25 protein-coding genes and 1 pseudogene are annotated in these 24,878 nt (G+C 65.0%); 9 read left to right on the plus strand and 17 right to left on the minus strand.

What is annotated here, in order from left to right; translation table 11 throughout:
* Window positions 1-2: 2 nt before the first annotated feature.
* Entirely contained in the window at window positions 3-572 is a 570-nt protein-coding gene (locus AC3WUF_RS04005) for a lipocalin family protein (protein WP_492422649.1), read from the minus strand.
* Window positions 573-679: 107 nt separating this feature from the next.
* Window positions 680-1,186: a peptide-methionine (R)-S-oxide reductase MsrB gene (gene msrB / locus AC3WUF_RS04010; protein ID WP_492422651.1), complete on the minus strand. Its 507-nt coding sequence runs from the start codon at window positions 1,184-1,186 to the stop codon at window positions 680-682.
* Window positions 1,187-1,696: 510 nt separating this feature from the next.
* Between msrB and coxB the strand changes: the two genes are divergently transcribed.
* From coxB to AC3WUF_RS04035, 5 genes are read left to right on the plus strand one after another with little or no spacing between them, the layout of a single operon-like run.
* A complete protein-coding gene (gene coxB, locus AC3WUF_RS04015; RefSeq protein WP_492422653.1) occupies window positions 1,697-2,920 on the plus strand; it encodes a cytochrome c oxidase subunit II in 1,224 nt (407 codons plus the stop codon).
* A 26-nt stretch (window positions 2,921-2,946) separates the two neighbouring features.
* Window positions 2,947-4,608 carry a cytochrome c oxidase subunit I gene (ctaD, locus tag AC3WUF_RS04020; protein WP_492422655.1) on the plus strand — a complete coding sequence of 554 codons (1,662 nt, stop codon included), beginning with the start codon at window positions 2,947-2,949 and terminating at the stop codon, window positions 4,606-4,608.
* A 21-nt stretch (window positions 4,609-4,629) separates the two neighbouring features.
* A complete protein-coding gene (locus tag AC3WUF_RS04025) occupies window positions 4,630-4,755 on the plus strand; it encodes a hypothetical protein (RefSeq protein WP_492422657.1) in 126 nt (41 codons plus the stop codon).
* Window positions 4,752-5,294 (plus strand): cytochrome c oxidase assembly protein, encoded by a 543-nt coding sequence (locus tag AC3WUF_RS04030; RefSeq protein ID WP_492422659.1) that lies wholly within the window; start codon window positions 4,752-4,754, stop codon window positions 5,292-5,294. Before AC3WUF_RS04025 ends, AC3WUF_RS04030 begins: the two co-directional genes overlap by 4 nt.
* Before the next feature lie 21 nt (window positions 5,295-5,315).
* Window positions 5,316-6,194 (plus strand): cytochrome c oxidase subunit 3, encoded by an 879-nt coding sequence (locus AC3WUF_RS04035; protein WP_492422661.1) that lies wholly within the window; start codon window positions 5,316-5,318, stop codon window positions 6,192-6,194.
* 58 nt (window positions 6,195-6,252) lie between these two features.
* Here AC3WUF_RS04035 and AC3WUF_RS04040 read toward each other — a convergent pair whose 3' ends face one another.
* Window positions 6,253-6,492 (minus strand): DUF2909 domain-containing protein, encoded by a 240-nt coding sequence (locus AC3WUF_RS04040; protein WP_492422663.1) that lies wholly within the window; start codon window positions 6,490-6,492, stop codon window positions 6,253-6,255.
* Window positions 6,493-6,595: 103 nt separating this feature from the next.
* On the opposite strand from AC3WUF_RS04040, the gene AC3WUF_RS04045 reads away from it, so the two are divergent.
* From AC3WUF_RS04045 to cyoE, 4 genes are all read left to right on the plus strand, one after another.
* On the plus strand, window positions 6,596-7,312 hold the full coding sequence (locus AC3WUF_RS04045; protein WP_492422665.1) for an SURF1 family protein: 717 nt from the start codon (window positions 6,596-6,598) through the stop codon (window positions 7,310-7,312).
* Window positions 7,309-7,899, plus strand: coding sequence for an SCO family protein (locus AC3WUF_RS04050; protein ID WP_492422667.1), 591 nt, complete (start codon window positions 7,309-7,311; stop codon window positions 7,897-7,899). Before AC3WUF_RS04045 ends, AC3WUF_RS04050 begins: the two co-directional genes overlap by 4 nt.
* A gap of 72 nt (window positions 7,900-7,971) precedes the next feature.
* A complete protein-coding gene (locus AC3WUF_RS04055; RefSeq protein WP_492422669.1) occupies window positions 7,972-9,060 on the plus strand; it encodes a COX15/CtaA family protein in 1,089 nt (362 codons plus the stop codon).
* Between the two features lies 1 nt (window position 9,061).
* Window positions 9,062-9,970 carry a heme o synthase gene (cyoE, locus tag AC3WUF_RS04060; RefSeq protein WP_492422671.1) on the plus strand — a complete coding sequence of 303 codons (909 nt, stop codon included), beginning with the start codon at window positions 9,062-9,064 and terminating at the stop codon, window positions 9,968-9,970.
* Window positions 9,971-10,027: 57 nt separating this feature from the next.
* Here cyoE and rpoH read toward each other — a convergent pair whose 3' ends face one another.
* The 14 genes and pseudogenes from rpoH to ahcY all read right to left on the minus strand — a co-directional run bounded on the left by rpoH (window position 10,028) and on the right by ahcY (window position 24,860).
* The gene (gene rpoH, locus AC3WUF_RS04065; RefSeq protein ID WP_492422673.1) at window positions 10,028-10,900 is read right to left on the minus strand and encodes an RNA polymerase sigma factor RpoH; all 873 of its coding nucleotides are present in this window, start codon (window positions 10,898-10,900) and stop codon (window positions 10,028-10,030) included.
* A 161-nt stretch (window positions 10,901-11,061) separates the two neighbouring features.
* The gene (ftsX, locus tag AC3WUF_RS04070; RefSeq protein WP_492422675.1) at window positions 11,062-12,012 is read right to left on the minus strand and encodes a permease-like cell division protein FtsX; all 951 of its coding nucleotides are present in this window, start codon (window positions 12,010-12,012) and stop codon (window positions 11,062-11,064) included.
* Window positions 11,999-12,715 carry a cell division ATP-binding protein FtsE gene (gene ftsE, locus AC3WUF_RS04075; protein WP_492422677.1) on the minus strand — a complete coding sequence of 239 codons (717 nt, stop codon included), beginning with the start codon at window positions 12,713-12,715 and terminating at the stop codon, window positions 11,999-12,001. Before ftsE ends, ftsX begins: the two co-directional genes overlap by 14 nt.
* Before the next feature lie 55 nt (window positions 12,716-12,770).
* A complete protein-coding gene (gene ftsY, locus AC3WUF_RS04080) occupies window positions 12,771-13,679 on the minus strand; it encodes a signal recognition particle-docking protein FtsY (RefSeq protein ID WP_492422679.1) in 909 nt (302 codons plus the stop codon).
* A gap of 60 nt (window positions 13,680-13,739) precedes the next feature.
* Window positions 13,740-15,713, minus strand: coding sequence for an LssY C-terminal domain-containing protein (locus AC3WUF_RS04085; protein ID WP_492422681.1), 1,974 nt, complete (start codon window positions 15,711-15,713; stop codon window positions 13,740-13,742).
* Entirely contained in the window at window positions 15,710-16,996 is a 1,287-nt protein-coding gene (gene hemL, locus AC3WUF_RS04090) for a glutamate-1-semialdehyde 2,1-aminomutase (RefSeq protein WP_492422683.1), read from the minus strand. The genes AC3WUF_RS04085 and hemL overlap by 4 nt, the downstream gene beginning before the upstream one ends.
* An 82-nt stretch (window positions 16,997-17,078) precedes the next feature.
* Window positions 17,079-17,741, minus strand: a complete 663-nt coding sequence (gene thiE, locus AC3WUF_RS04095) for a thiamine phosphate synthase (RefSeq protein WP_492422685.1) — start codon at window positions 17,739-17,741, stop codon at window positions 17,079-17,081.
* On the minus strand, window positions 17,738-18,553 hold the full coding sequence (thiD, locus tag AC3WUF_RS04100; protein WP_492422687.1) for a bifunctional hydroxymethylpyrimidine kinase/phosphomethylpyrimidine kinase: 816 nt from the start codon (window positions 18,551-18,553) through the stop codon (window positions 17,738-17,740). The genes thiE and thiD overlap by 4 nt, the downstream gene beginning before the upstream one ends.
* Window positions 18,554-19,626: 1,073 nt before the next feature.
* A pseudogene (gene mtgA, locus AC3WUF_RS04105) lies at window positions 19,627-20,310 on the minus strand (monofunctional biosynthetic peptidoglycan transglycosylase); the annotation flags it as partial.
* A gap of 110 nt (window positions 20,311-20,420) precedes the next feature.
* Window positions 20,421-21,062, minus strand: coding sequence for a trimeric intracellular cation channel family protein (locus AC3WUF_RS04110; RefSeq protein WP_492422689.1), 642 nt, complete (start codon window positions 21,060-21,062; stop codon window positions 20,421-20,423).
* Between the two features lie 19 nt (window positions 21,063-21,081).
* Window positions 21,082-21,669, minus strand: coding sequence for a hypothetical protein (locus tag AC3WUF_RS04115; protein ID WP_492422691.1), 588 nt, complete (start codon window positions 21,667-21,669; stop codon window positions 21,082-21,084).
* A 1-nt stretch (window position 21,670) separates the two neighbouring features.
* A complete protein-coding gene (gene metF, locus AC3WUF_RS04120) occupies window positions 21,671-22,540 on the minus strand; it encodes a methylenetetrahydrofolate reductase [NAD(P)H] (protein WP_492422693.1) in 870 nt (289 codons plus the stop codon).
* Window positions 22,537-23,352 (minus strand): MBL fold metallo-hydrolase, encoded by an 816-nt coding sequence (locus AC3WUF_RS04125; RefSeq protein WP_492422695.1) that lies wholly within the window; start codon window positions 23,350-23,352, stop codon window positions 22,537-22,539. Before AC3WUF_RS04125 ends, metF begins: the two co-directional genes overlap by 4 nt.
* 68 nt (window positions 23,353-23,420) lie before the next feature.
* A complete protein-coding gene (gene ahcY / locus AC3WUF_RS04130) occupies window positions 23,421-24,860 on the minus strand; it encodes an adenosylhomocysteinase (protein WP_492422697.1) in 1,440 nt (479 codons plus the stop codon).
* Window positions 24,861-24,878: the final 18 nt, after the last annotated feature.

Consider the following 24,878-nt stretch of genomic DNA (forward strand, 5'->3'; position numbering starts at 1 on the left):
GCTTACTTCGGTGCCGCGCCCGCAGCGGGCAGCTGCGGAATCATCACGAACTCTTCGCGCTTGTAGCCGGCAGCTTCCAGGCGCTTGAACATCGCCTCGAGCCGTTCCGCGTCGATCTGCGGCGTGCGTGCGTAGATCCAGCCTAGCCCGCGATCCGGATGGCCGACCAGCGCAGTCTGGTAGTCGGCATCGACGTAGAGGATGTTGAAGCCGAACCACAGCGGCCACAGGAACTGCGCACGCCAGGCGGCGCCGGTTTTCTTGTCGACCACTTCGGCAACGCCCTCGTTGCTCTCCAGCGGCGCGCTGAGTTCCTCGTCGCGATAGAAGTAGAGGTCCTGGATCCGACCGTCCTTGCGCGGGTGGTACTCGACGTAGGTGCCGACCTTGCCGCGCTCGAAGAAGTACGGAATGTTGGCGATCACATACCAGCGTCCGAGAAACCGTTCGACCTGCACGGGCGGGTCCGGCACCGGCAGTGGCTGCGTCGGCGCGCCGGCGCAGGCGCCGAGCACTGCGGTGGACAGCAGCAACGGCAACAGCCGAGTCCAGATCGAAACCCTGTTCGTCATTGATGCGCTCCTTGCCTGGCCATTCATCGAGGCGCCGATGGCGCCCGAAATTCTCAGGCCGCAACGATAGCGCAAGGGATTGCGCATCGCGTAGCGCGGAAGGCGCCTTATGAACGCAGCTGCGGCAGCGGCTCGCCGGCGGCGACAAACTGCAGCGCGACGCCGTTGTTGCAATAGCGCAGGCCGGTAGGCTGCGGGCCGTCATCGAATACATGTCCCTGGTGGCCGCCGCAGCGCGCACAGTGATACTCGGTGCGCGGGATGATCAGCTTGAAGTCGCGCTTCGTCGCGATGGCGCCGTCCAGCGGTTTCCAGAAGCTGGGCCAGCCGGTGCCGGAGTCGTATTTCGCCTTCGCGCTGAACAGCGGTTGCAGGCAGGCGGCGCAGAGGAAGCTGCCGTCGCGCTTCTCGCGATTGAGTGGACTGCTGCCGGCGCGTTCGGTGTCTTCGTTGAAGAGCACGCCGTAGGCCGCCTCGCTGACCAGCGGCTTCCAGTGGCCGGCCGGCAGTCCGAGCGCACCGAGCTTCTGTTCGCCGGCATGTGCCCAGCGAGGCGCGGCGAGGCCGAAGCCAGCGGCGGCGCCGAGGAGGGTGAGCAGTTGACGTCGGTTCATCGATCAGTCCTGGGGATTGCCAGCTGCAAAAGGTTCTGGCGTCAGACTCTATATGCAGTAATCCCGCGATTGGATGCGGGCGATCGGCGCCGTTCCCGTCACGGCCCAGAAAAATCCGGCGTCGCTACCCGAAATCGGCTTTGCGTGGCTTTCCAGCCATGGACTACAATTCCGCGGCTCTGACCGCCCCCTTTTGGCGGGTGCGTCGGGTCTCGTCGCCGGTCCAAGCTTCGCGTTGCAGCCAAGTACTTGTCTTGCCGCATGTTTTTGCGGCGGGGCCACTTTGCGATGCGACGTCGGCAAGGCGGTCTTGAGGATGCCGTGCAGCGCTGAAAAGCGCCGGGGCAGCGCAGCGGGGCAGGCTGGTGGTCAAGGCTTGACCAAATTGGAATGAGAGGATCGCGTGCGGTGGCTGGCGCGCGTTGGACTTTGCAGATACCTGCCGGCGGATCACGGGGCCGGTAGCGACGGGCAACTGCCCGTGTACGAGTTGCCTTTGGGAGATTGATGATGTCGATGAAGGGATGGCTGTCCAGGCTGGCGGCAGGTACCGGTGCAGCACTCGCGGCGATGGCTGCGCAGGCGTACACGGACACCAGCGGCGGCTACAACGTGCCGACCGGCGTGACCGAGATCAGCCGCGAAGTCCATGGCCTGCACATGGACATCTTCTGGATCTGCGTGGCGATCGCGGTGGTGGTGTTCGGCGTGATGATCTGGTCGATCATCTTCCATCGCCGTTCCAAGCACCCGAAGCCGGCCGACTTCCATGAGTCGACCCTGGTCGAAATCATCTGGACCACGCTGCCCTTCGTCATCCTGATCGCGATCGCGATTCCGGCCGCGAAGACGCTGATCCGCATGGAAGACACCCGCGGTGCCGACATGACCATCAAGATCACCGGCTACCAGTGGAAGTGGCAGTACGAATACATGGGCGAGGACGTCAGCTTCTTCTCGACGCTCTCCGCCGAATCGAACAAGGCGCGTCAGCTGAAGTCCGGCGTCGACGTGACCCAGGTGCCGAACTATCTGGTCGACGTCGACAATCCGCTGGTGCTGCCGGTCGGCAAGCGCATCCGCTTCCTGCTGACCTCGAACGACGTGATCCACGCCTGGTGGGTTGCCGAACTGGCGGTGAAGAAGGACGCGATCCCGGGCTACATCAACGAAATGTGGACCAAGATCGACCAGCCGGGCACCTACCGCGGCGTCTGCGCCGAACTCTGCGGCCGCGACCACGGCTACATGCCGATCGTCGTCAAGGCGCTGCCGGAAGCCGAATACAACGCCTGGCTTGCCCAGCAGAAGGGTGGCGAAGCCGCTCCGGCGACCGCTGCCGCCGCACCGGCTGCCGTTGAAGCCGCCGCTCCCGCCGAAGCTGCCCCGGCTGCCGCTGAAGAAGCCAAGCCGGCCGAAGCCGCCGCTGCCGGCCTCAGCAAGGAGGAGCTGATCGCCAAGGGCGAGACCGCCTACAAGGCCAACTGCGCCGCCTGCCACCAGGCCAACGGCGAAGGCCTGGCGCCGACGTTCCCGTCGCTGGTCAAGAGCCAGTGGGTCACGAACAGCGATCCGGCCCACCAGATCGATCAAGTGCTCAAGGGCAAGAATCTGATGCCGCCGCTGAGCCAGCTGTCAGATGTCGAAATCGCCGCGGCCATCACCTATACCCGCAACGCTTGGGGCCATAGCAGTGGTGTTGTTCAACCCGCCCAGGTCGCCGCTCGGCGCTGAAACAGCAGATTCCGGAGTTCATTCAAATGGCCCACACGCACGCACACGCCGACCACGCCGACCACGCTGACCACCACGGTCACGACGATCACCATGGCCCCGACAAGGGGATCATGCGCTGGATCAAGACGACCAACCACAAGGACCTGGGTACGCTGTACCTGTTCTTCTCGTTCACGATGTTCTTCATCGGCGGCCTGATGTCGCTGGTGATCCGTGCCGAGCTGTTCCATCCGGGCCTGCAGTTCGTCGATCCTGAGTTCTTCAACCAGATGACGACGATGCACGCGCTGGTGATGATCTTCGGCGGCGTCATGCCGGGCTTCGTCGGCCTTGCGAACTGGATGGTGCCGATGATGATCGGCTGCTCCGACCTCGCGCTGCCGCGCGTCAACAACTGGGGCTTCTGGATCCTGCCGTTCGCCTTCACGATGCTGATCGGTACGCTGCTGATGCCGGGCGGCGCGCCGGCCGGCGGCTGGACGATGTATCCGCCCCTCGTGCTGCAGACCGGCAATGCCTTCCCGTTCCTGATCTTCGCCGTGCACTTGATGGGTATCTCGTCGATCACCGGCGCGATCAACGTCGTCGTGACGATCCTCAACATGCGCACGCCGGGCATGTCGCTGCTGAAGATGCCGCTGTTCGTCTGGACCTGGCTGATCACGGCGTACCTGCTGATCGCGGTCATGCCGGTGCTCGCCGGCGCGGTGACGATGCTGCTGACCGACAAGTACTTCCACACCAGCTTCTTCTCGGCGGCGGGTGGCGGCGACCCGGTGATGTTCCAGCACATCTTCTGGTTCTTCGGTCACCCCGAGGTCTACATCATGATTCTGCCGGCGTTCGGTATCGTCAGCACGATCATCCCGACCTTCGCCCGCAAGTCGCTGTTCGGCTATGACTCGATGGTGTACGCCACCGCGTCGATTGCGTTCCTGTCGTTCATCGTCTGGGCGCACCACATGTTCACGGTCGGCATGCCGCTCGCCGGCGAGCTGTTCTTCATGTTCGCGACGATGCTGATCGCGGTGCCGACCGGCGTGAAGGTGTTCAACTGGGTTGCGACGATGTGGCGCGGCTCGATGACCTTCGAGACGCCGATGCTGTTCGCGCTCGGCTTTGTGTTCCTGTTCTCGATCGGCGGCTTCTCGGGTCTGATGCTCGCGATCACCCCGGTCGACTTCCAGTACCACGACACCTACTTCGTCGTTGCGCACTTCCACTACGTGCTGGTGCCGGGCGCGGTGTTCTCGATCATCGCCGCCGTGTACTACTGGATCCCGAAGTGGACCGGTCGCATGTACAACGAATTCCTCGGCAAGACCCACTTCTGGCTGTCGACGATCTTCATCAACCTGACGTTCTTCCCGCAGCACTTCTCGGGTTTGGCCGGCATGCAGCGCCGCGTTCCCGACTACGCGGTGCAGTTCACCGACTTCAACGTCTGGTCGACGGTCGGCGCGTTCGGCTTCTTCCTCGCGCAGTTCATCTTCATCTACAACATGCTCGCCAGCTGCTACGGCTGGGGCGGTCGCAAGCGCGATCTACCGAACCGTGTCTGGGAAGGCGCGCACGGTCTGGAATGGACGGTTGCCTCGCCGGCGCCGTACCACACCTTCGAAGATCCGCCGCCGCTGCCGGAGTCCGAGTCGACCGCGGTGCATGACGAGCACAAGAAGCACTAAGTTCTTTGCATGAGCGAAGCCATGAACGCACCCGCCAAGATTGACGAGCAGCAGCGCAGCCGCAACAACCGCATCCTGTTCGCGGTGCATGTGCTGCTGGCGTTCATCATTCTTGGCGGTTTCGTCTACAAGGTGACGCACTCGTGATCGGCCGCAGCAAGCTGCATCTGGTGCAGCTGCTGGCGCTGACGGCGGGGATGTTCGGCTTCGGCTTCGCGCTGGTGCCGCTGTACGAAATGATGTGCGAGGCCTTCGGCCTCAACGGCAAGGTCGCACTGGAGGCTGTTTCGGCAGAAGCCGCTGCGATGACGGTGGATACCAGCCGCACCGTGACGGTCGAGTTCACGACGACGGTCAACGGCGGCAGGAACTGGAAATTTCATCCGGAGCAGTCGAGTGTCGCGGTGCATCCGGGACAGATGACGACGGTGAATTTTTTCGCGACCAACACCGAAGGTCACGATCTGGTTGCACAGGCGGTTCCGCAGGTGGCGCCCTGGGATGCCGCGAAGTATCTGAAGAAGACCGAATGCTTCTGCTTCAACAACCAGACCTTCAAGGCTGGTGAGGAAAAGAAGATGCCGGTGGTGTTCACGATAGACCCGGAACTGCCGACGTTTATCGATCGCGTCACGTTGTCCTATACGTTTTTCGGCGTCTCGGACGTCGCCATGAAGCAGAATTGATTAAGGCTTTAGGAGCAGAAAATGGGTAGCCCCGCCGCTCATAGCAATGACCGCTACTTTGTCCCGGCCCCGAGCGTCTGGCCGTTCGCACTGACCGTCTTCCTGGTCGCGCTGCTGGTCGGCGTGTCCGGCTTCCTCGAGGACAACCACGTCGGCCCGGCGCCGATCTGGATCGGTGCGCTCGGTTCGTTCGTCATCATCTACCTGTGGTTCCGCGGCATTGCCCGCGAGAGCGAAGGCGGCCTCTACGGCGCGCAGGTCGATCGGACCTACCGCTGGGGCATGTCCTGGTTCATCTTCTCCGAGGTCATGTTCTTCGCCGCCTTCTTCGGCGCGCTGTTCTATGCCCGTGGCCTGTCGCTGCCCTGGCTCGCCGGTGAGGGCGCCAAGCTGTCGACCCATATCAACCTGTGGCCGGCCTTTGAAGCCGTGTGGCCGTCAAACGGTCCGGCGGCGCTCGGCGGCGACTTCGAAACCATCCCGGCGTTCAGCGTCCCGCTCGTCAACACGCTGCTGCTGCTGACCTCGGGCGTCACGATCACGCTTGCCCACCACGCCCTGAAAGAAGGCAAGCGCACGGCTTGCATCGTCTGGATGTGGGCCACCGTCGCCCTCGGCGCGACCTTCCTGTACTTCCAGGTCCATGAGTACATGGAGGCCTACAACGAGCTGAACCTGACCATGGGTTCGGGCATCTACGGTTCGACGTTCTTCATGCTCACCGGCTTCCACGGCATGCACGTGACGCTCGGTACGCTGATGCTGATCATCATCACGCTGCGTCTGATGAAGGGCCACTTCAAGCCGGAATCGCATTTCGGTTTCGAAGGCGTGGCCTGGTACTGGCACTTCGTGGACGTGGTCTGGATCGGCCTGTTCATCGTCGTCTACTGGATCTAAGCCAGGCAGACGAAAAAAGGCGGCCACTGGCCGCCTTTTTTATTGCCTCAATTTCGGCCTACGGTGCCGCTGAAGGCGTCGGCAGCGGTGTGCGCATCATCGCGTGAGGTTGGATCCAGCCCTGATGCCAGGACAGCAGCACGAACAGGATCAGCGTGATCGACAGCGCGACGCGAACCTTGAGCCCGGTCAGCGTGCGCTTGCGATCCGAACGGTCGCGGACCAGGAATACCATGCTGGTCATCAGCGAGGTCAGAATTGCAAGCAGAAGAACGACGATGATGACTTTGGCGAACATGCGGCAGCGGCGACAGGGCAGGAATTTGGGTGCATCATAGCCTCCGGGACGGGGCGGCGGCCGGTGAGAGCGCCGGTAACGTGTGCGAATCGGGGGATTTGAAATGAGCGACAAGGCATTCAAGCCGAACCTTTGGGCGGCGATCGGAACCTTGGTGATCTGCGGTCTGTTCTGCACGCTCGGCGCCTGGCAGCTGCAGCGCGGCATGGAAAAAGCCGAAATCATTCAGCGCTTCGACAAGGCAGCCGCCAAGACGCCGCGCGCGATTTCCGCCGGCAGCTGGGCTGAGGAAGGCGTGGTCGAGACCGCGCAGACCAGCGGCACCTACGAAGCGGAAAAGCAGTTGCTGCTCGATGGGCAAAGCCACGACAGCACGCCCGGTTATCGCGTCTGGACGCCGATGCGGCTCGCCGAGGGCGGCGGAATCCTGATGGTCGATCGCGGCTGGATTCCGGCCAGCGGCGACCGTTCGCAGCTGCCGCCGCTGCCGGCTCCGGCCGGTGTGCAGAACGTCAGCGGGTATTTCCGGACCTTCCCGGTGCCGGGCATGCGTACCGATGTGAACAATTGCGCCGAAGGTCCCTGGCCGCGCATCGTCCAGTATCCGACGATCGAGGATCTGCGCTGCCTGTATGGGCAGTCGACCACGGTCGGTTTGCTGCTGCTGTCGGCCGAAGCCGAGGGCGGCTTTGTGCGTGAGTGGTCGAGCGGGCCGGAGATGTCGCCGACCAAGCACTACGGTTATGCCGGGCAGTGGTTCCTGTTTGCAGTAGTATTGCTGGTGCTGTTCATACGCTTCAGTTTCAAACCTAAAACATGACTCAAACCCCTGGCCGCGGTCGCCTGCAGCTCGTGCTGCTGGCAGCCCTCTTCTTTGCGCCGCTGTTTGCCGCAATCGTCCTCTATTTCTTTGCGCCGGACTGGCGGCCTCAAGGGCACGTCAACTACGGCCAGCTGGTCGAGCCCGCGCGGCCGATTCCGACCGCGGAACTGTTCGATGTCGCGGGCCACAGCGCCGGTCCCGGCGCCCTGCGCGGCAAGTGGAGCTTCGTCTATCTGGGCAACGGCAGTTGCGACCCGACCTGCTCGGCGAAGCTGATCGAGATTCGCCAGATCCGCACCCTGCTCAACGAAAAGCGTCTGCGCGTGCAGCGCGTGTATATCGCGGCGACGCCAGCCGACGCTGCGGCGGCCGAGGCCGAGCTGAAGGCCAACCATCCCGATCTGGTCTTCCTGTCCGACACGGTCGAGGCGGACTACCGGCGCTTCTTCGGCGGCCAGGATGCGCAGGCGCTGTATCTGGTCGATCCCCTTGGCAACTGGCTGATGGTTTACCCGGCCGATGCCGAGTACAAGGGCATCCTCAAGGACATCAAGCGGCTGCTGCGCATCTCGCAGATCGGATAAAGCCGCGCTCGGCTAAAATGCGCGCGCGCTGAGGCCGCCCCTCCGCACCCTGCCGCTGCCGTCCCGGATGCCATGCCCCTGTTCCGTACTCTCAACCTGCTGACGCTGCTGCTGTGCTTCTGCGTCATTGTGTTCGGCGCCTACGTGCGTCTGTCCGACGCCGGCCTCGGCTGTCCCGACTGGCCGGGCTGCTATGGCCATCTGACGGTGCCCAGCGACGAGCAGCATGTCGCTGCTGCGAACGCCGCTTATCCCGAGCGTCCGGTCGAGGCGCACAAGGGCTGGAAGGAGATGATCCACCGCTATCTGGCATCGACGCTCGGCTTGCTGATCGTCGCGCTCGCGGTGCTGTCGCTGCGCCTGCGCAAGCAGGGCGTGCCGCGATTCCTGCCATGGCTGCTGGTTGCCATGGTGATCTTCCAGGGCATTCTCGGCATGTGGACGGTGACCTGGCAGCTCAAGCCGCTGGTGGTGACCGGGCATCTGCTCGGCGGCATGACGACGTTTGCGATGCTGCTGTGGCTGTACTGGTCGTCGCGCGCCGTCGCCGCGGCGAAGCCAGACACCCCAACCGTTTCGGAACGCGCTTATCGCAGCGAGCGTCACGCGTCGTTTGCCTTCCAGAACGATCTGCGCACCGACGCAGCCGACGATGTCGCCGCCGCGCCGCCGCGCATCCGTCTGTTCGCCACGCTGGGCCTGCTGTTGCTGGTGCTGCAGATCTTCCTCGGCGGCTGGACCAGCACCAACTACGCGGCGCTGGCCTGCCCGGATCTGCCGACCTGTCATGGCAGCTTCTGGCCGCAGACCGATATCCCGACTGCCTATACGCTGTGGCACGGGCTGGGCATCAACTACGAGTACGGCATTCTCGATGCGCGTGCGCGCGTGACGATTCACCACTTCCATCGCGTCGGTGCCGTCGTCGTGACCGTTGCGCTGCTGCTGCTTGGGATCTCTCTGCTGAAGCGCGGACAGTCGCGACGCTGGCGCCTGTTCGGCGTTGCCGTGATCGCGGCATTAGCGCTGCAGGTCACGATCGGCATCAGCGTCGTGTTCTTCCAGCTGCCGCTGCTGCTGGCTGCCGCGCACAACGCCGGAGCGGCCATCCTGCTCGCGGTGATGATCTCGCTGAACCATGCCGCATGGAGTCGACGCTGACGTGAGCAAGACCAAGACGCCAGGCGAGCAGCCCAGCTCATTGCTCAACGAGTACTACGAGCTGTGCAAGCCGCGCGTGGTCATGCTGATCGTGTTCACCGCGGTTGTCGGCATGTTCCTCGCGGTCCCCGGCCTGCCGCCGCTTGCTGCGCTGCTGTGGGGCACGCTCGGCATCGCCCTGCAGGCTGCTTCCGCAGCCGCGGTGAATCAGATCATTGATCGCAACATCGATGCGCGCATGGCGCGCACCTGCGGCCGTCCGCTGGTCACCGGGCGTTTGTCGATGACCGAATCGATTGCCTTCGCGACCCTCCTCGGGCTTGTCGGCTTTGCGGTGCTGTGGTTCCTCGTCAACCCGCTGACCGCGGTGCTGACGCAGTTCACGCTTATCGGCTATGCCGGCATCTATACGCTTTACCTGAAGCGTGCGACGCCGCAGAACATCGTCATCGGCGGCGCCGCCGGTGCAGCGCCGCCGGTACTCGGCTGGGTCGCCGTGACCGGCGAAATTCACGCCCATGCACTGATCCTGTTCGCGATCATCTTCATCTGGACGCCGCCGCATTTCTGGGCGCTGGCGATCGACCGTCGCGACGACTACGCGAAGGCCGATATCCCGATGCTGCCGGTCACGCACGGCATCGAGTTCACGCGCACGCAGGTGCTGCTGTACACCGTGCTGCTGACGGCCGTGACCGTGCTGCCGTTCGCGATGGGCATGTCCGGCTGGCTGTATCTGGTCGGCGCGCTGATCCTTGACGGTGTGTTCCTGTACTACGCACTGCGCCTGAAATGGTGGCCGGTTGCCGGCCTGCCGATGCGCACCTTCGGCTATTCGATTGTTTATCTGATGGGGATATTCACGCTGCTGCTGGTCGATCACTATGTCGCGCCGCTGATCGGTTTTTAATCGGGCAGCGCCCATGAAAAAGCCCGCTTGCGCGGGCTTTTTTGTTGCAGCGGCCAATCAGGCTTCGACTTCGATCGCCTTGCGCAGCTTCTTCATCGCGGCGGCTTCGATCTGGCGGATGCGTTCGGCAGACACGCCGTACTCGTCGGCGAGTTCCTGCAGACCGGTCTTCTCGCCGTCGCTGAGCCAGCGACGCTGAAGGATGTCGCGAGCGCGATCGTCGAGCGACAGCAGTGCCTCGCGCATCAGCGCTTCGCGCGAATCCTGCCACTCGGCCTGTTCGATATCGGCGATCTCGTCATGCCCGTCGCTGAGATAATCCTCAGGCATGTAGTGACCGTCGTCGTCGTCGCTCGGCGTCGCGCTGAACGACACGTCGTGGCCGCTGAGGCGGGCTTCCATCTGCAGCACTTCTTCCGGCTTGACCTTGAGATCGGCGGCGATGGCGTTGGCCTGCTCTAGGTTGAGCCAGCCGAGGCCGCGCTTGGCCGAGCGCAGGTTGAAGAACAGCTTGCGCTGCGCCTTGGTCGTCGCGATCTTCACGATGCGCCAGTTCTTCAGCACGTACTCGTGAATTTCCGCCTTGATCCAATGCACCGCGAAGGAAATCAGGCGCACGCCGACGCCGGGGTCGAAGCGCTTGACCGCCTTCATCAGGCCGATGTTGCCTTCCTGGATGAGGTCGGCCAGCGGCAGGCCGTAGCCCATGTAGCCACGGGCGATATGAACGACGTGGCGCAGGTTGGACAGCACCAGCTTCTGGGCGGCGCCCAGATCCTGCTCGGCCGTCAGCTTCTCGGCCAGCTCGCGCTCGGCATCGGCGTCCAGGGCGGGAATCTGATTGACGTGCGCGATGTAGGCATCCAGGTTTCCGGTGAGGGGAACCAGGCCCGTCGGCTGTCGCAGCGCCAAGCTCGTCGCGGTACTCATCTTTACGTCTCCCATGTGCAAAATATTAGCACTCGGGTAAATGGAGTGCTAAGTATTGCGCAAAGTTCCGTGCCGATGGGGCTTGCTTGAAACTGCCATAAGGATATGCCTGAACCTCCGCTATCCTTGTCCAGCAAACATAAATAAAACAATAAGTTGCTTTACTTGGGTTCGATCTGGGCGAGACGCCGGCTGACGGTCAGAAACGCCCCGGCCCAGCCGAGGACGATACCGGCGCCCACCAGGGACAAACCGTCCCGAAGACTCAGGCCGCTGATCCGGTAATCGCTGCCATAGAGAGCGGCCAGTTGGGCACTGGGTTCCGCCAGCATGCCGGTGCCGACGCCGACCAGAATCCAGGCCAGCACGCCACCGCCGAGACCGAACCAGAAGCCGCTGTAGAGGAAAGGCCGCCGCACGAAGCTGCCGGGCGCGCCGATCAGCTTCATGACCTCGATCTCCTCGCGCCGGCTTTCGATGTCGAGGCGGATCGTGTTGCCGATGATCACCATCACCGCGAGGCCGAGCAGCAGCGCGATGATGCCGACCGCGCGTTCGGCGATCGCCAGCAGGGCGTATAGGCGTTCCAGCCATTGCTGGTCGAGCTTCGCGAGTTCGACTTCGCTGAGCTTGGACAGACGGTCCAGCAAGGTCTGCACTTCTGCCTTGGACTGGCCGCGCTGCGGACTGACCGAAATCACCGCCGGCAGCGGATTGCCCTGCAGCAGATCCAATGCATCGCCGAAACCGGACAGCTCGCGGAATTCGGCGAGCGACTGTTCGCGCGAGATGAACTGGGTCCGCGCGACGCCCGGCTCGTTGCCGATGTCGCGCGCCAGCGCCGCGCCGCGTTCGGCCGACACCGTGTCCTTGAGGAACAGCGACAGCTGCAGCGACTCCTGCCAGGAGTAGCTGACCGTCGACAGATTGTTGACCGCGACATAAAGCCCGGCGGGTAACGCGAGCGCAATGCCGATGACCATCGCCGTCAGCATTGCCGCCAACGGCGTGCGCACGATCTTGCCGAGCGAGAACAGCAGCACGCGCAGATGCTCCTGCACCCAGCGCGTCAGCCAGTTCGGCCGGTCGAGCCCCGCTTCAACGAAGGCCATGCGGGTGGCCTCCCTTCAGGTGCGAGGCGGCGGTCGGGCGCTTGTCGGTGATGTGGCCGTGTTCGAGGTGAATGATCCGATGCGGCAGCGCATCGATCAGGTCGATCGCGTGCGTCGCGATCATCACGGTGACGCCGGCATCGTTGAAGCGCTGGAAGCCGCGCATGACCTCGAGCGCCATTTCCGGATCGAGATTGCCGGTCGGCTCGTCGGCGAGGATCAATGCCGGCTTGGTGACGATCGCGCGGGCGATGCCGACGCGCTGCTGCTCGCCGCCGGACAGCGTCAGCGGCAGCACGCGCTCCTTCTTCAGCAGGCCGACCGAGTCGAGGGCAGCGCGTACGCGACGGCCGACGTCCTCGTGCGAATAGCCGCGGATGACCAACGGCAGCGCGACGTTATCGAACACCGTGCGGTCGTGCAGCAGGTTGAAATTCTGGAACACCATGCCGATGCGCTGGCGAAACGCCGGCACGCGGCGCGGCTTGAGCGCCGACAGGTTCTGACCCATGACGAGAATCTGCCCGCGGTTGGCGCGGCACAGCACGGCGATCAGGCGCAGCAACGTGGTCTTGCCGGCGCCGCTGGGCCCGGTGACGTAGACCATCTCGCCCTGCGCGATCGAGAAGCCGACGTCGCTGAGGACGTCCTGGCCGCCGGGATAGCGGTAGCTGACCTGATCGAAGCGGATGAGCTCGGTCATCGCGCGCGCTCAGGTCCGCAGATGGATGTCGCCACAGCCTGACAGGTCACGAACGTCATCCCCCGATGAGTGCGTCTGCAAATGCTTCGGCGTCGAAGACCTGCAGATCTTCGACCGCTTCGCCGATGCCGATGAAGCGCACCGGCAGCGCCATGCGCCGCGCGATAGCCAGCAGGATACCGCCCTTGGCGGTGCCGTCCAACTTGGTGATCGCGATACCGGTCAGGCCGATGGCCTCGTGGAACTGTACGGCCTGCACCAGCGCATTGCCGCCGGTGGTCGCATCGACGACGAGCAGCACCTCATGCGGTGCGTAGGGATCATGCTTCTGGACGACACGCTTGATCTTGCGCAGCTCGTCCATCAGATGCGCCTGCGTATGCAGGCGCCCGGCGGTATCGGCGATGACGACGTCGATGCCGCGCGCCTTCGCCGACTGCACGGCGTCGAAGATCACGCTGGCGGAATCCGCGCCTTCGCCCTGCGACAGGATCGGCACGTCGGCGCGTTCGGACCAGGTGCGCAGCTGTTCGGTCGCGGCGGCGCGGAAGGTATCGCCGGCGGCGAGCAGCACGCTCTTGCCCTCGCGCTTGAGGCGCAGCGCCAGCTTGCCGATCGTCGTCGTCTTGCCGACGCCGTTCACGCCGGCAACGAACAGAATGTAGGGGCGGATGAAGTCGGGAATCTTCAGCGGCTTGGAGACCGGTGCCAGCAACTCCAGCAGCGCGGCCTTCAGCACGGCGCGCAGCTGCTGCGCATTGCGCACGCGGCCGGCGCCAACCTCCGACTGCAGGCGCTGCATCAGCCATGCGGTCGCTTCGACGCCAGCGTCCGCCATCAGCAGGCGCGTCTCGATCTCCTCCAGCGCATCGGGACCGAGCTGATCGCCGCGGAACAGCGTGCCGATGTCGCGCGTCAGCCAGGAGTCGCCCTTGTTCAGGCGAGCACGAAGTTTGCCAAGCATTCCGCTGTCGGACATGGAGCTACAGGACGTATGAGGCCGGGAAGATGAGGTCTGGGTGCTTTACGGTTGCACCGGCCGTGGTGCGAAGGATAACAGCCAGACCTCGCCGCGCCGGTTCCACTGGAGATTGGGCATCGCGGTCAGGGCCGTCTGCGGATCGGCGACCGGGGCAATGCCGATCGGATAACGGAACATCCGGTATACCGTGCGCGCCTCGACGCGGCTGATCGAGCCGAGCCATACGCGGCGGCCGTCATCAAGTTGCAGTCGCGTCGGCCACAGGCGCAGCAGCTCGGCGTGACTCTCGTCGCTGACATGGTAGAGACTCAGCGCCGGATGACGGCCGGCATGCACCTGCGGCAACACCGGCAGCTCGGCGACGCTGGTCGTGCCGGTCAGCCAGCGCAACGTATGAAGGGGGTTGAGGCTCGGCGGCGCAATCCAGCCTGCATCGAGCAGGCTCCTGGTGATTTCGTCGAGCGAGCCGGCCCATTGCACCGACAGCGGCTGCTTGTCGCGGCCGGCGATGTCGATGCGGCTGTGCGACATGTCGCGCCAGGCGCCGTCCATCCACTGCGCGGTGCTGATTTCGCGCGGCGGAGCCGCGCTTGCACGGCTGGGTTCCGGCACGGACCAGGCGAGACTCAACGACAGGACGAACACCGCAAGCAGCGGCAGCATCAGCTGGCGTCCCGGTAACAGCTCCTGTCCATGCCGGCGATAGCCGAGGCCGAGCAGCGCGGACCAGATCAGGCCGACGATGATCGAGAACACCGAGACGCTGGCCCATTGCACGCCGAGATAAAGCCGCGCCAGCAGGACCACGGTCAGGATGGTCACGGCGGCGGCGCGCAGCACGCTGCGCAGACGCGGCCTGCGATCGGGCGCCAGGAACATCGGCAGGAAGCTGTAGATCACCGTCGCAATCACCAGGTCGCGACCGATGTGGCCGTGCGGCGGCGTGGTGCCGAAGAAGGTGTAGGGCGCCGGCAGCGTCGGAACCAGGTACAGACCCAGCGACAGCAGCGCGCCGAAGGCAAGCGCGGCCGCCCAGTGCGCAGCGGCGCGTGTGCGGCGCAGGAACAGCAGATAGACCAGCATGACCAGCGACATCGGCCCGTAGACGGTCCAGTGGCCGAGCTGCAGCAGGTGATGCGCGAGTTCGAGGCCCCATGGCGTATGGAGATCGCGCATCCACTGGAAGATCGCGGCATCCAGTGCGGACGGATGTTCGTGCAACGCCGCGCCGGCCCATAGCCACAACCACAGCGCACTGATGACCAGCAACAGCAGCGCGAGGCCGGCCAATACCGGGGTTTCCGGCTGCTCCGGGTCGGCCAGCGCGGCGCCGAATTTGCCGAGGCGGCGATGGCGCCGGCTCCAGTCGAGCATCTGGCCAACCCAATCTTCGGCACGGTGCTGCACGGCGCGGCTGACGATGGCGGTCAGCCAGATCATGCAGGCGACGGTGACCAGCAGTGCGAGCAGCAACAAGGCGAGGCGGCCGGCGACTTCGGAGGCCAGACCCAGCGACGCACCGAATGCGACGCCCGGCAGGATGAAAGCGAAAGCCCACAGCGTCGCCGCGATGCTGTCGGCCACCAGAAAGCCGACAGTGCCCAGGCCCGAGGCGCCGCCGAGCGCCGGCACAATCGCGCGCATCGGCCCGAGGAAGCGCGCCATCGCGACGCTCATCGCGCCATAGCGGGCGAAGAACTTGCGGCCATTGGTCAGCAGATCGGGATAGCGGTTGAGCACGCGGTTGGCGAACAGGTGCTCGCCATAGCGCCGGCCCAGCCAGAACGACAGGCCGTCGCCGCCGACGGCACCGGCTGCGGCGGCAACGACCGCCTGCCACAGTTCGATCGATCCCAGCGCGACCAGTGCACCGCCGGCAAACAGCACGATGCCGGCCGGCACGAAGGCGCCGACGATGAAGATTGCATCGAGTAGCGCGGTCGCGAACAGCAGCAGCAGCGACCACTGCGGATGCAGCGTGATCCAGTCCAGGCAGGCCTGCAGCGCAGCGATCATGCGATCAGGGCGAAGGCTTCGCTGGCGGCGGCAAAGGTCAGGCGGATTTCCTCGGCGCCGTGCGCGGCGGAGACAAAGCCGGCTTCGAATGCCGACGGCGCGAGGTAGACGCCGCGATCGAGCATCGCGTGGAAGAAGCGGCCGAAGATCGCGGCGTCGCAACGCATCACTTCGGCGAAGGACTGCGGCGCGTCCGCGCGGGTGAAGTACAGGCCGAACATGCTGCCGACCTGCGTCGTCGTGAAACCGACGCCGGCCTGCGCCGCTGCGGTGCGCAGCCCGGCGAGCAATTCGGCGGTGGTCTTTTCCAGTGCCGCGTAGAGCGCGGGATTGTCGAGCTGACGCAGCAACGCGATGCCGGCCGACATGGCCAGCGGATTGCCGGACAGGGTGCCCGCCTGATAGACCGGACCGATCGGTGCGAGCTTGTTCATGATCGCGCGCCGGCCGCCGAAGGCCCCGACCGGCAGACCGCCGCCGATGATCTTGCCGAGTGTCGTCAGATCCGGCGTGACGCCGTACAGACCCGACGCGCCGCGCGGGCCGACGCGGAAGCCGGTCATCACTTCATCGAAAATCAGCACGCTGCCGTGCTCGTCGCAGAGGCTGCGCAGGCCTTCAAGAAAACCGGCGCTCGGCGGTACGCAGTTCATGTTGCCGGCGACCGGCTCGACGATGATCGCGGCGATCTGGTCGCGGTGTGCATCGAACAGTGCGCGCGCGGAATCCAGGTCGTTGAACTGCGCGGTCAGCGTGTACTTGGCGAGATCCGCGGGAACGCCCGGCGAAGTCGGCACGCCGAAGGTCAGCAGCCCCGAGCCGGCCTTGACCAGCAGCGCGTCGCCGTGGCCGTGGTAGCAGCCTTCGAATTTCAGGATGTAATCGCGACCGGTGTGGCCGCGGGCGAGGCGCAACGCCGACATCGTCGCTTCAGTGCCGCTGTTGCACATGCGCACCATGTCCATGCCTGGCACGCGCGCGCACAGCAGTTCCGCCATCTCGATCTCGAGCTCGGTCGGCGCGCCGTAGGACACGCCGATCTTCAGCTGCGCGCGCAGCGCCGCGGTGACCGCCTGCTGCTGGTGGCCGAGGATCATCGGTCCCCAGGACCCGACATAGTCGACGTAGCGCTTGCCGTCCGCGTCGGTCAGCCAGGCACCGTTCGCACCGGTGATGAAGCGCGGCGTGCCGCCCACTGCGCGAAACGCGCGCACCGGCGAATTTACGCCGCCGGGAATGGTCTGCTGCGCACGCGCAAATAGCTCTTCGGAACGCTGGCTCATCGTGGTGTTCTTTATGGGGCGCGGAAGATGACGGGAGTGAGACAAGGGTTCAGACAATGATCACGGCGCCCGCGTTCGCTCATTATGCCGACTCGAAGCAGCGGCCATACGCATGCACCGCGGCTGCCACGTCATGCACGGTATCGCCGGCATGGCCGAAAACGCCGCCGATCGCGGCGATCAGATCGGCACCGGCGGCAATCAGTTCCGCGGCGTTGGCAGGCGTGACGCCGCCGATGGCGCAGACCGGCACGGCCAGCGTTCTGCGCGCCGACTGCAAGGTCTGCAGATCGGCCGGCGGCGCATCCGGCTTGCTGCGGGAGACAAAGAAACGTCCGAAGGCGACATAGCTGGCGCCCGAGTCGATGGCGCCCTGGGCGCGTTCGACGGAGTTGCCGCAGGTGGCGCCGATCAGCGCGGCCGGGCCCAGCAGCGTGCGTGCCGCGTCGATGGCGCCGTCGCTATGGCCCAGATGCACGCCGGCGGCGCCGACCCGCGCCGCGAGCGCGCTGTCGTCGTTGATGATCAGCGGTGTGGCGAACTCGCGACACAATGCCAGCAACTCGCGCGCCTGCGCTTCGCGTTGCGCCGGCGGATTCCACTTGTCGCGATACTGCAGCAGCGCGATGCCGGCGCCCAGCGCAGCGCGCACCGCGGGCAGTAGGCGTTCGGGGGCGCGGACCAGATGTTCCGGCGTGATGGCGTACAGCCCGCGCAACGGCGGGGTTTGGAGGCTGCCGCTCATGCAATCGGGCGGGACTCGATACGCCCGGGAATCGCCCGGCCCTGGCCGACGCGCAGCGCGCGTTGCAGAGACGCCTGCACGTAACGCTGCGCATTGAGCACCGCGGTTTCATCGCGCTCGCCCAGCGCGAGCCGGGCGGCCAGTGTTGATGCCAGCGTGCAGCCGGCGCCGTGGAAGCCCATCGGAATACGCGCCCAGCGAAACACCTGCGGCGGCGCGTCCGCCCGGTACCAGCGGTTCTCGACCTCAGCAGTCTGCTCGTCGCCGCCGGTGATCAGCACCTGCGCGCAGCCGGTCGCCAGCAGGCCCTGGCCGGCCTCGTCGAGGGTCCGCGCCGCGGGTACCAGCGCGCGCGCCTCGGCGGCGTTGGGTGTGATGACGGTGGCGAGCGCGAGCAGGTGATCGAGCAGTGCGACCGTGGTTTCCGCGCTGGCCAGCGAGGCGCCGCCGCCGGCGCGCAGCACCGGGTCGATGACCACCGGCACGCGGCACTGCTCGATGATCCAGCGGATCGGCCGGACCTGTTCGGCACTACCCAGCAGGCCGAGCTTGATCGCGTGGATCGGACAGTCTTCGAGCAGGGTTTCGAGCTGTTCCTGCAGCAGGCTGGGCGCAATCGGTTTGACCCGCGACACGTTGCGGGTGTTCTGCGTCGTCAGGGACGTGATGACCCCCAGCGCATGTGCGCCCTGCGCCGCCACCGCTTCGATGTCGGCCTGGATGCCGGCGCCCCCTGAGGGATCGTGTCCGGAAATGCACAGAACCTGGGGGCGGCTGCCGGGGACAGCGGACGAATCGTGGCTGGAAATCATGGCGCGAATTGTACGGCGCACCGTGCGGCACGAGGTTGGCCTGGAGAATTTCTGCGGCTAGGGCGTGCTTGACTTTCGCGCGCAAGCATCATGCGGGTCCAGCGCTTATGCACAACGCTGGTGCGTGTACCTGCGGAATCCTTGCTGCAGCAATGTTTTTCCGAAGAAAGCTTGTACTCAGAGAATAATGCATTGATTTAAAACGATAAATCAGAGTGGTCACAAAACCGTAGAAACGCTGAAACCCGCGTCGTTGCTGGGTTTTGCCGGCCTCGAGGGCCTGCTGTGCACACAGTTATCCACAGTGATTGTGTGCAAGTTCGTCTTTCTCTTTTTAAAGCAGTGCTTAGAGGATTTACTTAATGTAGAAACTCGAAAATGGTAACGAACATTGTCCTATAAAAAATCACAGCTTTTGCGCAGCCTCTGCGCTCGCAATGGAGCAGGGAGGGCTTTTCGGGGCTTTTGATGCGTTTGCAGGCCTGCTTGGCCCTCAAGACGGCGGCGATCGATGCCGGTCGAGATTCCGGTGCAACTCGGCAACATGTCGATGCGCGCTGCTCGTTGCGCCGTCCACCTTGAGGGTCTGCGCTTTCGCGCGCCATGCCCCTGCAACCCTGGAGCAGGCGCCGCTGACGATGTATCGGTAGCTCCAGGCCGCGGCGAAGCCGCCGCAACCGGCGAACGCGCTGTCCAGATTCGCTTGGCGCCTTCGCTCAGGGCGTCGGCGAAGGCTCTGTCGGCGCGCTGCCCGGCAGCGGCGTGTTTTCATCGATCGGCACCGGCTTGGCGCTCCACTCGTCGCTGGACTTCAGCGCGCGCGTGCGCACATCAGCGTCGTCGCCCTTGGTGTTGATGCGATCGCCGACCGTCTTGCCGCTGTAGATTTCCGGTTCGGCTTCGGTCGGCTCCGCCGGTTCTTCGTCCAGCGGGTCGCCGATGTACACATCGTCGGAGTCCGGATCCAGTTCGGGCGGCAGCTCGGGCTCGGGATCGCCGGCCGGCATCTCGGTGCCCGGCGGCAGCGACGGATCGCCCTCGGTGATCGCGGGGCGGCGTCCGCCGGCGCCCATCTGACGCAGGATCCACTGGGCGCGCTTGCTGACATAGGGGCCGGGATTGGTGACATTCCAGCGCCGCGGGCTCGGCAGCACGGCGGCAAGTCGCGCGCACTGGTCGGCCGTCAGGTAGAGCGCCGGCTTGCCGAAGAAACGCTGCGCGGCGGCTTCGACGCCGTACACGCCGGGGCCGAATTCGGCGACGTTGAGATAGACCTCGAGAATGCGATCCTTCGACCACAGCGTCTCGATGACGACCGTCATGCCGGCTTCGATGCCCTTGCGGAAATAGCCGCCGCCCGACCACAGGAACAGGTTCTTCGCAGTCTGCTGGCTGATCGACGATGCGCCGCGCTTCTTGCTGCTGCGCTGGTTGTGCTCGCGCGCCTTGTCGATCGCTTCGAGATCGAAGCCGCGATGCTGGAAGAATTTCTGGTCCTCGGCGGCGACGACGGCTTTGCGCATCGCGGGCGCAATGAGCTCGGCCGGCACCCAGTCGTAATGCACCGGCTTGCTCGGGCTTTGCAACATGAATGCCGTTGTCGGCACGGGGGCCCAGCGCAGGATCAGCACCGGCACGATGATCAGCGCCAGCGGGATGACGATGATCCACAGCAGGATGCTGGCGAACGAGCGCGGCGGCCGCGGCGGCTTCGCTGCTTTCGCGGACTTCGGCGGTTTGGGCGGCTCCGGTGCCAGGAAGGATTCGGACTGCGGCTTGCGCTCGCGTTGAGGTGCGAACAGATCGGGCGCGCGCGGCGTCGTCGATGTCGGCTCAAGGCTGGGGGGCTGGCGCGGCGGTTGCGGATTCATCGGCGGTCGGGCGGTTCGGTCAACGAAAAAACGGGCAGGGACAAATTCCAGACGATGGCGGCGAGACGCAGCGTAACGATGATCAGCATACCGGTGCCGGCCGCCCAGGTGCGCGCGATGCCCGCATCCTGCAGCACAACGTAGGCCGAGCAGCCGGCAATCGCGGCGGTGGCGTAGATGTTGCCCTTGCGCAGGATCATCGGAATCTCTGCGCAAAGAACGTCGCGCAGCACGCCGCCGAAGACGCCGGTGATCGTGCCCATGACAACGGCGATCAGGTTTCCCGCGCCGCTCGATTCAGCGATCTGCGCTCCGGCCATGGCGAACAGCGCGAGCCCGAGTGCGTCGGCGAACTGCAGCGCCTTGTCGGGCGGCCGCCGGTAGCGCGTGTAGATCACCGTCAGCAGCGAGGCGACGATGATTGTGACCAGATAGCCCGGATCGGTGATCCAGAACACCGTGCGGTCGAGCAGCAGATCGCGCAGCGTGCCGCCGCCGGTCGCGGTGACGATGCCAATGACGACGACGCCGAGCAGATCCAGCGATTTGCGCCCGGCCGCCAGTGCGCCCGACACGCCGAACACGGCGACGCCGGCGTAGTCGAGCAGGTGCAGCAGCGTGGCGGGGCTCATCTGCATCGTAAAAAGCCAAGCTCCCTCAATTGATCTGCTGGCCGAGCATTCTGCCGTAGACCAGCAGCGTCGGCGCCTGGAAACAGAGCAGCAGCAGGTCGTAGAGATCCTGCCGGCGGGTCGGGTCTTCGACCGCGCGTGTCAGCAGCCACGACGCGAGCATCGCAATGGTGCTCAGCACGGCCAGCGTCATCCATTGCCCGGTGCTTGGCAGCAGCCGAGCGTGCACTTGCAGGGTCTGGGCGAGCCAGGAGAACAGCATGGCCACGCCGGCCATGCCCTGCAGCGGCAGCACGAGGCCGGCGAGCTTGCGCGCGCCGGGGATCGCCGGCAGCAGCAGGCCGGCGATGAACAGGACATTGATCAGATGATCGAAGCGTCCATCGACACCAAACACGATCTCCTGCAGCGGCGGCAGATCGGTGCGACCGAACAGGCTCGGGTAGGCGAGCAGCATCAACAGCATCAGCGCGAAGACCCGGCACAGCGGCAGCAGGAAAGACTCGACCCAGACCTGCGCGATATCGCTGTACGTCAGATGATGCAGGCGCTCCTCCAGCCAGAAGAGCGCGAAGGCCGCGCCGGCAAAGCAGGCGAGCGCGACGAGGATCACCTCAGTTTCCGCCGAGCTGCAGCGGCAGCGACAGGTTCTTCCACAGACGCAGCGTCGGCTCGGCCTGGTTCAGCGTGTAGAAGTGCAGGCCGGGCGCACCGCCGTCGAGCAGCGTGCGGCACAGGCGCGACACGACGTCGACGCCGAAATCCTGCAGCGCCTGCTTGTCGTCCTGGTACTGCTCGAGGCGCAGACGGATCCAGCGCGGAATCTCCGCGCCGCAGGCTGCCGAGAAGCGCGTCAGCTGGGCGTGATTGGTGATCGGCATGATGCCGGCGACGATCGGCACGCTGATGCCGGTTTTCGTGCAGCGCTCGACGAAATCGAAATAGCTGTCGGCGTTGTAGAAGTACTGCGTCACGGCGCCGTGCGCACCGGCCTCGACCTTGCGCTTGAAGGCCTCGAAATCGGCGTCGGGATTGGCAGCCTGCGGATGGGTTTCCGGATACGCCGCGACCTCGATCTTGAAATGATCGCCATGCGTTTCGCGGATGAACGACACCAGCTCGTTCGCGTAGCGCAGCTCGCCCGGCGCGCCGGTGCTGATCGCCGTCGCCGGCAGATCGCCGCGCAGCGTGACGATGCGGCGCACGCCGGCGTCGCGGTAGCGCTGCAGCAGCTCGGCGATCTTCGCCCGCGTCGAGCCGATGCAGGTCAGGTGCGGCGCGGCTTCGATGCCGGTGGTGCGCGCCGTCATCGAGACGGTTTCATAGGTGCCGTCCTGGTCCGAGCCGCCGGCGCCGTAAGTCACCGAGAAGAACGACGGCTGTGCCGCCGCCAGCTGGGCAACGATGGCGGGCAGCTTTTCGACGCCAGCGGGAGTGCGCGGCGGAAACAGTTCGAAGGAAAACGTGACGGTCTGAGCGTTCATGAAGTCCGGCCCGTGGCGCGGGCGAGTTCGTGCGGGCAGTGCGCACTGTTGAGCGTGATCCCGCCCTGCGCGTTGAGCGCGACGAGGCGGGCCTGATTGTTCTTGCGCGCCGTATTGTCGACGGCGAGCAGCGTTTGAAACACATTGAGGCCGGGCGGGCAGTGTGGCTCGGCCTCGACTTCGGTGTGAAAGAAGTAGGCGTCGCCGCAGTGCAGGCGCCAGCCGTCGCCATCCTTCGCGGCCACGCCGGTATGTCCGCGCGTGTGACCCTTGAGCGGCACGAGCAGGATTTCATCGTCGCCGTCGCCCAGCGCGCGCACCGCATCGAAGCCGTTCCAGCGTTCGCCGGCGGTCGTGTGGGTTTGCCATTTCGGCCCATGCGCCCACAGGCGAGCTTCGTAACGCTGCTTCTCGATCAGGGTCTCGGGTGACTGCGCCGCGGCGAGTTCGGGAGCGTGCACATGCACCGTGGCCTGCGCAAAGTCGGCGAGCGCGCCGGCGTGATCGAAATCCAGATGCGTCAGCACGATGTTGCGCACGTCGGCAGCAGCGAAACCCAACGCCTCGATCTGTGCCAGCGCGGTTTCCGCGTAGCTCAGCGTCGGGCGCATCAGTGCCTTGAGATGGCCATGCACCATGCCCGCAACCTGCGCGGTGCCGAGGCCGGTATCGACCAGCGTGAGCCCGTTGCGGCCTTCGATCAGCCAGCAATGGCAGACGATCCGTGCGGATTCGAGCCAGCCGCCTTCACCCTGCATCAGGCGTCGGCCATGCGGGCACATCGAGCCGCAGTTGAGGTGATGGATTTTCATCGCGGTCCTTCAAAAAAGGCGGCGGGAACCGATGCTCCCGCCGCCCTGATAGCACAGCTACATGCCGCTTAGTAGCGGTAGTGGTCCGGCTTGTACGGGCCTTCGACCGGCACGCCGAGGTATGCGGCCTGGTCGGCGGTCAGCTTGGTCAGCTTCACGCCGATCTGCGCCAGATGCAGCGCAGCCACTTCTTCGTCGAGCTTCTTCGGCAGACGGTAGACCGTCTTCTCGTATTTGTCCTTGTTCTTCCACAGGTCGATCTGCGCGAGCGTCTGGTTCGAGAACGAGTTGCTCATCACGAACGCCGGATGGCCGTTGGCGCAACCGAGGTTCACCAGGCGGCCTTCGGCGAGGATGTAGATGCTCTTGCCGTTGGCGAAGGTGTAGTGGTCGACCTGCGGCTTGATGTTCATCTTGACGACGCCTTCGGCGCTGTTCAGACGATCCATCTGGATCTCGTTGTCGAAGTGGCCGATGTTGCAGACCAGCGCGTTGTGCTTCATCGCCTTCATGTGCTCGAGGGTGATGATGTCCTTGTTGCCGGTCGTCGTGACGTAGATGTCGGCGAGGCCGAGCGTGTCTTCGACGGTGTCGACCTGGAAGCCTTCCATCGCCGCCTGCAGCGCGTTGATGGGGTCGATTTCCGTGACGATCACACGGGCGCCGAGGCCGCGCAGCGAGTGCGCCGAGCCCTTGCCGACGTCGCCGTAGCCGCAGACCACAGCAACCTTGCCGGCGATCATCAGATCGGTGGCGCGCTTGATACCGTCGGCCAGCGATTCGCGGCAGCCGTAGAGGTTGTCAAACTTGGACTTGGTGACCGAGTCGTTGACGTTGATGGCGGGCACCAGCAGCTTGCCGGCTTCCATCATCTGGTACAGGCGATGCACGCCCGTGGTCGTCTCCTCCGAGACGCCGCGCCAGTCCTTGACCACGCGGGTCCAGAAGCCCGGACGCTCCTTGGCGACGCGCTTGAGCAGATCCTTGATGACCTTGACTTCGTGGTTGTCGGACGGCGTGTTGACCCAGTCCGAACCGAGTTCCAGCTCGTAACCCTTGTGGATCAGCAGCGTGACGTCGCCGCCGTCGTCGACGACCAGCTCGGGGCCGGTCAGCGTGCCATCCGGCAGGGTGTGGGTGACGCTGTCCAGCGCCAGATCCCAGTACTCCTCGAGCGTCTCGCCCTTCCAGGCGAACACCGGCGTGCCGGCGGCGGCGACTGCGGCCGCGGCATCGTCGGAGGTCGAGAAGATGTTGCACGAGGCCCAACGCACCGAGGCGCCCAGCGCGCCGAGCGTCTCGAGCAGCACGGCGGTTTCCTTGGTCATGTGCAGCGAGCCGGTCAGGCGCACGCCCTTGAGCGGCTGCAGCGGCGCGTACTTGGCGCGGATGCTCATCAGGCCGGGCATTTCTTCTTCGGCCATGCGGATGCGCTTGCGGCCGAACTCGGCCAGCGAGATATCACGGACCTTGTAATCGGTCGTCGTCGGTTTCAGAACAGCGTTCATGCGATCGCTCCTAGTGTG

This window comes from Fontimonas sp. FW305-C-3 (assembly GCF_058783185.1).

Excerpts from the sequence above, each read along its gene's own strand:
- AC3WUF_RS04005 (WP_492422649.1), bottom strand. The coding sequence starts at position 572 with ATGACGAACAGGGTTTCGATCTGGACTCGGCTGTTGCCGTTGCTGCTG.
- msrB (WP_492422651.1), bottom strand. The coding sequence starts at position 1,186 with ATGAACCGACGTCAACTGCTCACCCTCCTCGGCGCCGCCGCTGGCTTC.
- coxB (WP_492422653.1), top strand. The coding sequence starts at position 1,697 with ATGTCGATGAAGGGATGGCTGTCCAGGCTGGCGGCAGGTACCGGTGCA.
- ctaD (WP_492422655.1), top strand. The coding sequence starts at position 2,947 with ATGGCCCACACGCACGCACACGCCGACCACGCCGACCACGCTGACCAC.
- AC3WUF_RS04025 (WP_492422657.1), top strand. The coding sequence starts at position 4,630 with ATGAACGCACCCGCCAAGATTGACGAGCAGCAGCGCAGCCGCAACAAC.
- AC3WUF_RS04035 (WP_492422661.1), top strand. The coding sequence starts at position 5,316 with ATGGGTAGCCCCGCCGCTCATAGCAATGACCGCTACTTTGTCCCGGCC.
- AC3WUF_RS04040 (WP_492422663.1), bottom strand. The coding sequence starts at position 6,492 with ATGTTCGCCAAAGTCATCATCGTCGTTCTTCTGCTTGCAATTCTGACC.
- AC3WUF_RS04045 (WP_492422665.1), top strand. The coding sequence starts at position 6,596 with ATGAGCGACAAGGCATTCAAGCCGAACCTTTGGGCGGCGATCGGAACC.
- AC3WUF_RS04050 (WP_492422667.1), top strand. The coding sequence starts at position 7,309 with ATGACTCAAACCCCTGGCCGCGGTCGCCTGCAGCTCGTGCTGCTGGCA.
- AC3WUF_RS04055 (WP_492422669.1), top strand. The coding sequence starts at position 7,972 with ATGCCCCTGTTCCGTACTCTCAACCTGCTGACGCTGCTGCTGTGCTTC.
- rpoH (WP_492422673.1), bottom strand. The coding sequence starts at position 10,900 with ATGAGTACCGCGACGAGCTTGGCGCTGCGACAGCCGACGGGCCTGGTT.
- ftsX (WP_492422675.1), bottom strand. The coding sequence starts at position 12,012 with ATGGCCTTCGTTGAAGCGGGGCTCGACCGGCCGAACTGGCTGACGCGC.
- ftsE (WP_492422677.1), bottom strand. The coding sequence starts at position 12,715 with ATGACCGAGCTCATCCGCTTCGATCAGGTCAGCTACCGCTATCCCGGC.
- ftsY (WP_492422679.1), bottom strand. The coding sequence starts at position 13,679 with ATGCTTGGCAAACTTCGTGCTCGCCTGAACAAGGGCGACTCCTGGCTG.
- AC3WUF_RS04085 (WP_492422681.1), bottom strand. The coding sequence starts at position 15,713 with ATGATCGCTGCGCTGCAGGCCTGCCTGGACTGGATCACGCTGCATCCG.
- hemL (WP_492422683.1), bottom strand. The coding sequence starts at position 16,996 with ATGAGCCAGCGTTCCGAAGAGCTATTTGCGCGTGCGCAGCAGACCATT.
- thiE (WP_492422685.1), bottom strand. The coding sequence starts at position 17,741 with ATGAGCGGCAGCCTCCAAACCCCGCCGTTGCGCGGGCTGTACGCCATC.
- thiD (WP_492422687.1), bottom strand. The coding sequence starts at position 18,553 with ATGATTTCCAGCCACGATTCGTCCGCTGTCCCCGGCAGCCGCCCCCAG.
- AC3WUF_RS04110 (WP_492422689.1), bottom strand. The coding sequence starts at position 21,062 with ATGCAGATGAGCCCCGCCACGCTGCTGCACCTGCTCGACTACGCCGGC.
- metF (WP_492422693.1), bottom strand. The coding sequence starts at position 22,540 with ATGAACGCTCAGACCGTCACGTTTTCCTTCGAACTGTTTCCGCCGCGC.
- AC3WUF_RS04125 (WP_492422695.1), bottom strand. The coding sequence starts at position 23,352 with ATGAAAATCCATCACCTCAACTGCGGCTCGATGTGCCCGCATGGCCGA.
- ahcY (WP_492422697.1), bottom strand. The coding sequence starts at position 24,860 with ATGAACGCTGTTCTGAAACCGACGACGACCGATTACAAGGTCCGTGAT.